The organism is Polyangium jinanense, from assembly GCF_028435365.1.
Genome location: NZ_JAGTJJ010000010.1, coordinates 217,343 through 225,344, shown reverse-complemented (window position 1 = coordinate 225,344; position 8,002 = coordinate 217,343). Strand labels below are relative to the sequence as shown.

Sequence of the window (8,002 nt, the reverse complement as noted above, 5' to 3'; positions counted from 1 at the left end):
CTTCGAGACGCCCCCTCGCCGTACATCGACGCCCCGAACCTCCTTCGAGACGCCCCCCTCGCCGTACATCGACGCCCCGAACCTCCTTCGAGACGCCCCTCCGCCGTACATCGACGCCCCGAGCCTCCTTCGAGACGCCCCTCCGCCGTACATCGACGCCCCGAACCTCCTTCGAGACGCCTCCCAGCCGCTTCGAGACGTTCCCCAGCGTTCCAGAGCACGAATCCGCCCTTTCCGAGACGTCCTGAAACGTTACCGTCCCGACCGATCGGCCCACCTCGCCTTCCGTCCACGGAAATCGTGCCTTCGAGGGTGTTCGGCCAAAGGAGCAGGTGGTACGCAATGAATTCGCCGATTCGTCTCTGGGTTCGCCCGCTGAGCGCGCTGGGTCTCCCGCCGGGCGTTGAATCAACCCCCCCCGGCAGTTCCACCAGTATGACAGATTCGCGCGGGAGCTCTCCGACGCGCTCGGGGCCGTTGTCGAGGTCGTGGAGCGGTCACCCGAGGAAGCGACCGAGACAGGGATCGTCTTCGCGGACCACGATATGAGGCTCGTTACCCACCTGATGGGCCGCGCATCCGAGGGCAGCCCACGGGGGATCCGTCATCGGATGTTCTTGTTGAACGTGTCACCGAGCGATGGCCTGGAAATGGACAAAATGGCCCCTCTGGGGGCCGTATCCGCCCATCATCACTTTCGATGGAAATGTCAGCACCCTCGGCTCCCCGGCGATATTTACGGGCCAAAATCATTCGCGTCCACCCTGGCAGCGCATTTTCCGACCCATCTGGGACCATACGGACGATTACGTATTCTATCAGTGCGAGCCGCGCCTCGACCTGCCGATGGCGATCGCACTGTACCTTTCGTTGGTGCTTCCCGCAGGCGTGTAACCTCGCGCTCTCGGGCAGCGCGTCGCTGCTGCCGCCCTCCGGGGGCGGATCGTCAACCGAATCGCGTTCTTCACGGCCCCACGCGGCTGCGTCGGAAGCATCGCCCGTGCCGCTGGCGCGCCCCCCGCGTGCTTTGGTGTGAGGGGCCTGCTCTGCCTGCGTGGTCACTCGACCTCCCACCCCATCTCATCCTTTTTTTTTCTTTCCTATTCCTTCACGGCCCGGTCCTCGCATGTCACTGCTCCGCACTCGATGTCTGGGGGGACACCTGGCATGGGAAGGATGCATTCGCGCGTGACGCTCGAGAGTTTGTGCACGGAGGAGAGGCTCTCCCTCACCGGGACGTGGTCCGACCCGGTGGGCAAGGCGCTGGTGATGACGAGCCTCGGCGAGGCGGGGGCGCGCGGAGCCACGAGCCCACCCCCGGGAGGAGCGGAGGCGGCCACCGTCTTCTTGGTGCACCGGGACCCCTCCTGGCGCGGGACCGCTGCCGCGCGGCTCCGGGAGGCGGGGCACGCCGTGCAGGTGTTCGCGTCGTCGCTCGCCTTCCTGGAGGCGGCGCGCGCGGCGGGGGTGGGCTGTATGGTGATCGACGCCCAGCTCCCCGATCCGAACGGCCTGAAGGTGAAGGCCCTTCTGCGCGAGAGCGGGTGCGAGCTGCCCGTGGTCTTCACCAGCGGCGATGGAGACGTGCGTTTGGCCGTGGAGGCGATGAAGGCGGGCGCCGTGGACTTCCTCCCCGAGCCGGTCGACGAGGAGGCGCTGCTCGCCGCCGTGGAACACGCCCTTGCCCGCAACGCGGCGGCACGGGCGGCGCGGGCCCAGGTGGAGGCACTCGCCGCCCGGCTCGCGACGCTCTCGCTGCGCCAGCGCGAGGTGTGCGAACGGGTGGCGCGGGGGATGCTGAACAAGCAGATCGCGGCGGATCTCGCGATCTCCGCGTCGGCCGTGCGGCTCTACCGGGCGGAGGGGATGGAGAAGCTCGAGGTCGCGTCGGCCGCCGAGCTCGCGAGCCTGTTCACCAGGCTCGATCGAGGCACGGCGGCAGGCGGGGGGTAGGCGCGCCTGGAGCGTAGGAGATGGAGGCTCAGTTGCAGGTGGTGTTCTGGGCCGCCGCGAAGTTCGCGATCTCGGCCCTGCACGTCGCGACCTCCGCCGCGGTGATGGAGAAATTCATGACGGGGAAGGCACCCCCGCTGCAGTTGCCGGCGAATTGGTCGCTCACCTGCATCACCTGCACACCGCAGTAGCTGAAGGACTCCCCGTCCACAGAGTCCGTTCCGGCCATGAGCTCCACGACCGACGTGCCCTGATCGGAGACGGCCCAGGAGTTGTTGCCCGAAGTATGGCAGGGGGCGGGGAAGGAGTAATTCGTGCACCGCCCATCGTTCACGATCGTCCCGGCCAGCGCGGCCTGCCAGGCCGGGTTCGCGGCGCAGGGGCAGGCGGGGCCGCACGGCCCGCCACAGGTGAGCGTGCCGCCGCAGCCGTCGGGGATGGTGCCGCAGGTCGCTCCCTGCGCGGCGCAGGTGGTGGGGACGCAGGCGGGCGTCTCGCAGTTCGGCCCCGTGAACTCCGCGGGGCATGTGCAGGTGTAGGGCTCCGCGGGGTTGCAGGTGCCGCCGTTCTGGCACGGATTGCCGCTGCCGGTGCAGGTACCGGCGCCGCAGCTATCCGTGACGGTGCAGCCGTTGCCGTCGTCGCAGGCCGTGCCGTCGGCGGCGACGGGGTTCGAGCAGGCCCCGGTGGCCGGGTCGCAGGTGCCGGCGACGTGACACGCGTCGGAGGCGGTGCAGGTCACGCCGGCGCAGAGGTCGACGCACGTACCGTTCTGGCAGGTGAGCCCGTCGCAACACGGCAGGGTGGCGTCGCAGGGCGCGGTCGCCGGCAGGCAGCCGCCGCCCTGGCAGGTCGGGTCGCCCACGGCGATGTAGTCGTTGGCGTGGATGGCGTGACCGTTGATGCAGCCCTGCTCGCTGGTCTTGATGATGGTGTAGGGGTGGTTCGCCGAGCCCGTGTAGTGGCAGATCTGGTTCTTGCCGTTGACGTCGAAGAACGAGCACTGCGCGTCGGTGAGGTGCTCTTCCGCCGCGCCGAGGTGCTCGGCGTCCTGCGTGTCCGTGCTGGAGCACGCGCCGCCGAGGAACGCAAAGCTGCTCAGGCCGAGGACGGTGACCATCGCACGGAGAGGACGAAGGGAGGTGAAATGCGTCATGACTCTTCTCCTTCATGGGCGGGGCGCGTGGTGGATGTCCACGGGTCGCCCGCAGGCGAGGCACCCTAAGCAGGCAGGTCCAAAGGTCGCGACCTGGATCTTGATCCAGCTATCGGAAGGGCAGGCTCTTGCGGTAACATGAAGGGTTTTGCGGTGCGCCACGCCGCCTCCCGACGAGGTCGACATCTGCGGTCTCTCGTCCTCATCTGCGGTGTCGGGTCCTCACCTCGACGGGAATGTCGGTTTCCGTCTCCCCCGTCGCAGCCTCGGTGCATGGAACGTCGAATGGAACGCGCAGCGGCCCCCTTGCCTCGCCGCCCGTCCCTTCTGCCTTGACGCGCCCCCCAGCCGTTTCGAGACGCCTCCCAGCCGTTTCGAGACGCCCCCCTCCCGCTTCGAGACACTCCCCAGCGTTCCAGAGCACGAATCCGCCCCTTTCCGAGACGTCCTGGAGCGTTACCGTCCCGACCGATCATTCCACCTCGCCTTCCGTCCACGGAAAGGAACCATCATGCCCCTCGACACAGCCACCATCGCCCCCAAAGCCCGCCAGGAGTACCTCCGCATCGGCAAGCAGTTCGGCTCCACCGATACCCTGAACCAGGCCAACAAGACCCTCGAAGCCCTCCACAAGTACGCCCCCGCCCTCCAGAAGCACGGCTTCAATACCGCCGACGGCGCGCGGCTCTCGGATGCGCGCGACGCGCTCATCGCCGCCGGTATCGGGCGCGTCGGGGTCGCAGGCCAGCGCAAGCTCACGAACAAGGGATTCGTCACGGCGCTGAAGGAAGGAAAAAGCGCCCGCGAGACCGCCCGCAGCGTCCTCCACGCCGGGCGAAACGACCTCGAAGAGAAGGGCGACGAGGCCAGCGCGGATGTGATCGCCGTCGCGCTCGATCAGACACGCGCCGCGCAGGACGACGCCGAAAAGCTCGCCGTGCAGCTCGATACCCTGCGTGATGTATTGAAGCGGGAAGACGTGACCGCCGTGGTGCACGACCGTGGCGGCCCGGACGCCATCACGCGCCTCGGGATCGCCGCCGACGCCTTGCGCGCCGCTGCCAAGGAGCGCGAGGGACAGGGCACCATGGCCGCGACCGAGCACCTCGACCTGATCGATGGAATCGTCGTCACCCTCGCCCGCTCCGCGCGCAAAGCCGCACGCGCGGCGGCCCGCGAGACGAAACAACCCGCGCTCGCCGCCGCATTCGAGCTGACGCACCTCTACGGCACGCGCGGCGAGCGCAGCCAGGCGCCTGAAGAGCCCTCGAGCGCGCCCGGCTGACGAATCGGTCAATCCCGAATTCGCACCGCCCCGAGCCGCGCTCCCGCCTCGACCACCCTCCTCGCAATCGCCATCCCCTCCCCGCGCCGATCCAGGTGCTCCGGGATGAGCCCGGAATCCAGCGCCTCCCGTAGCTCCGCATGCGTCTCCGCGTGCTCCCTTCGCGCCATGAGCTCGGCCATCGAGACATCCACCGGCGGCAGCTCCACGGGCGGCCGCGGGTCCGATAGATAGGCCGGTTGAAGACACGACGAGAGATCGTTCGCCGCGGCGATACGCGTGTTCCACGCCGGCAACCCGAACCGCCGGCACAACGTGCGGATCACCGAGACGTGCTCGAACTGCGTGCCCACCACGCACCCCTTCCGCGCGAACGGCCCCGCCACGATCGACGGCACACGGAAGCCGAGCTGCTCGAATGCGGCCTCGTCGTCTTCCGTCGTCGGCGGCGCCACGTGGTCGAAGAATCCGCCGTGTTCGTCGTACGTCAGGACGAACATCGAGCGGCCCCATTGCGGGCTCTTGGCGAGCGCCGTGTACACGCTCGCGATGAGCGCCTGCCCGAGCCGGATGTCGTGATCCGGATGGTCGTCGTTCGCGCCCCCGCCGAAGAACTGCGGGTCGATGAACACCACATTCGGCAGCGTGCCCGCCTCCGCGTCCGCAAAGAATTGCTCGATTCCCGCGAGCCCGGTCGTCTTCAAATACGCGCCCGAGCACCACGCGATGTCGTGGTAATACACCTTGTGGCTGACCTTGGCTTCGTTCAGGTAATTGAAGATGCTGTCGAAGCCGAGGACGGGGAGGTTCCCCTTTTGCCCCTTGCTCGTCCCGCCGTGCAGGTAAAACCGGTTCGGCCACGTCGGTCCCATGACCGAGGCAAACCACCGGTCGCAAACCGCGTGCGCGTCCGCGAGCGCATACAGGACCGGGATCTGCTCGCGGACGTGATACCCCATCACGTCCGCCTGGGCCGATCCCGCGTGGGCCAGGACGAACCCGTCGTTCTTGCCGCCGTTCCACTGCGCATGCGCGGCGTCCCAGTTGTGCGGCGGATCCTCCGGCGTGTAATCGTCGAGCTTCGAGACCGTGATCCACGTTCCGTCCGGCGCCGGGTTCTTTTCCGTACCGTCGAGGCCGATCACGTCGCGGCCCTCGATCAAGCGCAAGCTCCCGAGGTAATGGTCGAACGAACGATTCTCCATCATCAGGATGACGAACGTGTCGATCGGCGCGAGCAGCTCCTCGGGGGAGAGGCCGCCCGAATCCGTGCAGCTCTCGCCCGGATCGCCGCCGCCCGCGCCCCCTTCGCCGCCCATTCCGCCCATTCCGCCCGCGCCGCCCGCGCCCCCGGCGCCGCCCGCGCCCGACGCGCCCACGCCCGCGCCTGCGCCCGCGACGTCCGTCGCCGAACCCGCGCCGCCGCAACCCACGGCGGCCGCCGAGAGCGCGGCGCCGAGGCCGAGGAGCACCCGCCGGCGCGCGGCCGCATGATCGTCACCCATTCGTCCGGACATGAAGAACCTCTCCGATAAAAAGCCAAAAACACGATAGACGAATCCCCCGTCGATGTGCGCCGAAAGCGCCCCCGCGAAGCGCCTTTCTCGGCGCCGCGCGCGCCCCGGACGCGCCGACGTGGGCACGGCCCGCGCACAAGCGCGTGGTACGGACCCTGCTCTCGCGCGATTCGTGTTCCCGCCGGCCAGCCTCTTCGCGCGGCCCCCTGCCAAAGGGCTGCGTTTATCTTATTTTCCAGAAGCTTTTGGTTCGTCCACCACGCCCTTTCGGGCCCCGCGCGGCGGTGGGCCATGAAGCTCGATCCGATGCGAAGGACGCTCTCCGTCGCGAACGCCGCCGTCGGTGAAGGCGACGCCGAACGCGCGATTGCGCGGCGCAAGCTCGAACAGACGATCGGCGCGGCGTACCTCGTCGCCATCCTCGCCGCGCTCGTCATCGGCGGCGTCGCGAGTTTCGCGCTGCAATCGGTGATCGCGAGCCAGGACCGCGTCGAGCAGATCTACGACGCGGAGTTCATCGAAGTGGAGCGTCTACGCGCCGGCGCGCTGCAGAAATCGTCGCAGGGCCGGGCGTACCTGCTCACCGGCGATCCGGAGATGCTCGAGGAGAGCTACGCCGCGCGTCAAGCCTTCGAGGCCCGGCTCAAGGCGCTCTTCGCGCGCACGGAGGATCCCGCCGAGCGCGCGCGGCTCGAGCGCATCACGACCGCGCAGAAGGCGCACCAGGAGGCGCTCGCGCGGGCGTTCGCGCTGCATCGCGCAGGCGGCACGCACGAGGACGTGGGGCGCGTCGTCGGGGCCGAGGTGATCCCCAAGCTCGGGGCGCTCGAGGTGGCGATCGGCGACTACGCGCTCTTCGTGGACTCGCGCCTCGAAGTCGCCCGCGACAGCGCCCGGCTCGCCGCAACCCGCGCGTCGAGGCTCGTCGTGATCGTGGCGTGTGGCGCCGTCCTGCTCGCGGCGGGCCTCGGCGTCTTGCTCACGCGCACGATGCATCGGCTCTACCGCGCGGCCGAGGAGCGGCTCGCGCTGTTCACGCGCGAGGAGCGCGCCCGCGCAGAGGCCGAAGCGGCGCGGCGGGATCTCGCGGAGACCGTCGAGCGGCTCTCGCAGGTCAACGCGGATCTCGACGCGTTCGCGGGCCGCATCGCCCACGATCTCCGGAACCTGCTCACGCCGATCGCGCTCGTGCCGGCCCGCCTCCGGCGCGCGGAGGGCAAGGAGGCCACGGAGCGGATCGCGACCTCGCTCGAACGATCGGTCACGCGGGCGAACGCGGTGCTCGAAGGCCTGCTCGCGTTCTCGCGGTCGAGCCGCCCGGACGACACGAGCCAGAAGGCCTCGGTGCGCGAGGTGGTCGCGCAGGTGGCGGAGGAGCTCGCGCAGACGGCCACCGAGGTGCGCGCCGAGGTCACGGTCCACGTGGAGGACACGCGCGTCGCCTGCTCGCCCGAGCTCCTGCACGTGGTGGTGCTCAACCTGCTCGGCAACGCGCTCAAGTACATCGCGGGCAGCAACGAGCGGCGCGTCTCGATCCACGCCGCGCGGGCCGACGGAGGCTTCGTCGAGCTCGCCGTCGAGGACACCGGGCCGGGCATCCCCGACGGCGCGAAGGACCGCATCTTCGAGCCGTTCTACCGCGTGCCCGGCGTGCGCGCGCCGGGCACGGGCATCGGCCTCGCAACGGTGCGGCGCATCGTGACCGCGCACGAGGGTCGCATCACGTGCGACTCGACCCTCGGTCGAGGGACGACGTTCCGCGTGTGGATCCCGTGCGCGGCGGAGCCCCGGAGCGCGGTCGTGCGGGACGACGAGCGCGCCGAGGCGGCTGGGCGGGATCTCGGGGTCTAATTGGTCTCATCTGGGAGGCGCTGCGCTGGGGCGTTGCCCCAGGCCCCAGCAGGGGCTGTCCGCCCCTGCACCCGGACCAGCGCAAGCGCTGGACCCAGGGTCGATGAACTGCGCGATGCGCAGTTCATCGAACAGGCCGAGGAACGACCCCTGCCAACCAAGACAGCCGCGCTGCCCTTTCGATCAGCAACGCTGTCTCTGGTCTTGCCACCGGCCTGTGGAAGAACTGCGCACCGCGCA

Annotated in this window: 5 protein-coding genes; 3 read left to right on the top strand and 2 right to left on the bottom strand. The window is 69.3% G+C overall.

Annotated elements, in window-relative coordinates; all coding sequences use genetic code 11:
- The first annotated feature begins 1,188 nt into the window (after positions 1-1,188).
- Positions 1,189-1,953 (top strand): response regulator transcription factor, encoded by a 765-nt coding sequence (locus KEG57_RS20840; protein WP_272421186.1) that lies wholly within the window; start codon positions 1,189-1,191, stop codon positions 1,951-1,953.
- 28 nt (positions 1,954-1,981) lie between these two features.
- Here KEG57_RS20840 and KEG57_RS20835 read toward each other — a convergent pair whose 3' ends face one another.
- On the bottom strand, positions 1,982-3,109 hold the full coding sequence (locus KEG57_RS20835) for a calcium-binding EGF-like domain-containing protein (protein ID WP_272421187.1): 1,128 nt from the start codon (positions 3,107-3,109) through the stop codon (positions 1,982-1,984).
- A gap of 511 nt (positions 3,110-3,620) precedes the next feature.
- On the opposite strand from KEG57_RS20835, the gene KEG57_RS20830 reads away from it, so the two are divergent.
- Positions 3,621-4,394: a hypothetical protein gene (locus KEG57_RS20830; RefSeq protein ID WP_272421188.1), complete on the top strand. Its 774-nt coding sequence runs from the start codon at positions 3,621-3,623 to the stop codon at positions 4,392-4,394.
- A gap of 8 nt (positions 4,395-4,402) precedes the next feature.
- Here KEG57_RS20830 and KEG57_RS20825 read toward each other — a convergent pair whose 3' ends face one another.
- Positions 4,403-5,911 carry an alkaline phosphatase family protein gene (locus tag KEG57_RS20825; protein ID WP_272421189.1) on the bottom strand — a complete coding sequence of 503 codons (1,509 nt, stop codon included), beginning with the start codon at positions 5,909-5,911 and terminating at the stop codon, positions 4,403-4,405.
- Between the two features lie 291 nt (positions 5,912-6,202).
- Between KEG57_RS20825 and KEG57_RS20820 the strand changes: the two genes are divergently transcribed.
- Entirely contained in the window at positions 6,203-7,762 is a 1,560-nt protein-coding gene (locus tag KEG57_RS20820; protein WP_272421190.1) for a sensor histidine kinase, read from the top strand.
- Positions 7,763-8,002 lie beyond the last annotated feature (240 nt).